Annotated in this window: 1 protein-coding gene; it reads left to right on the top strand. The window is 38.4% G+C overall.

Going from position 1 to position 908, the window contains the following annotated elements; all coding sequences use genetic code 11:
• Positions 1–362, top strand: a 362-nt coding sequence (locus E1176_RS20865; protein ID WP_222933047.1) for a hypothetical protein, incomplete at its 5' end; no start/stop codon positions are given.
• Positions 363–908 lie beyond the last annotated feature (546 nt).

Below are 908 nucleotides of genomic sequence, written 5' to 3'. Positions count from 1 at the left end.
ATCTTGGTCTAAATGGCTTCACTTACTTTTTAATTACCTTTAATGACTCTCACGCCCTGTATCTTCTTCGGTTGGGAGTTTTCAACCCACCTGAACCTCTAAATTTCTCGAGCTTAGCTGTTTTAGCTATGGATGCAGATATCGATCGCGCCTCTCACTTTCTCGTTACCGCTACAATTATTGATTCAGTTATCTACCAACATAAGGTTCGACTGCATTACCACGAAGAGCCGAATACTCAAAATAGGATTGGAGGAGCTGAAGATTATTATTTTAGCTTAGCTGATACCTTAGCAACCAGCACACTTGTGATACAAAAAGACGGTCAGATTGTTGGAGATAATCTGGCTGATGTAAAGTAAAGTCTGCCTGAAAACACAATTACTTTTTGCATCAATTTTAGTTATTGTCCTTTTCTCCTGTAAAAGTCAAAGTAATACCTAAATGAACTTACAAACAAATCATCAGTTTCTTATCAGGATTTTAAAGTCTTTGCTAAAGAACATGACAATCCGGAATGGGAATGCGAAGAGTTGAAAAGCCTTCTGCAATAGCTCACTCCCCATTGAACCCTTCAAGCGTAGTCGAGAGCTATTTTCTTAGAGATTGCGGGTCAAGCCCGCAATGACAGAGCAAATCTTAACAGACACTATATAAACTAGTTATTGTGAGGCATGAGGCAATCTTATTCAAAATATGATATATCGATTTAGACCTTCACTATAAGCGTCATCCCTACGTTGGTAGGAATCTTCTGTCAATACTGATTAAAGATCCTTCGCTAGGGCTATGGGTGACAATTTATAAATAAAAAAGCCTCCTAATCCTGTGAGGGTTAGTAGAGTTTACCCTCTGGTCTTCTCGAGCGTAGTCGAGAGAACTTTGCAGATTTTAATTCGAATTAAAAT

This window comes from Fulvivirga aurantia (assembly GCF_009711475.1).
GTDB lineage: Bacteria > Bacteroidota > Bacteroidia > Cytophagales > Cyclobacteriaceae > Fulvivirga > Fulvivirga aurantia.
This window is presented reverse-complemented; position numbering and strand designations above follow the sequence as displayed.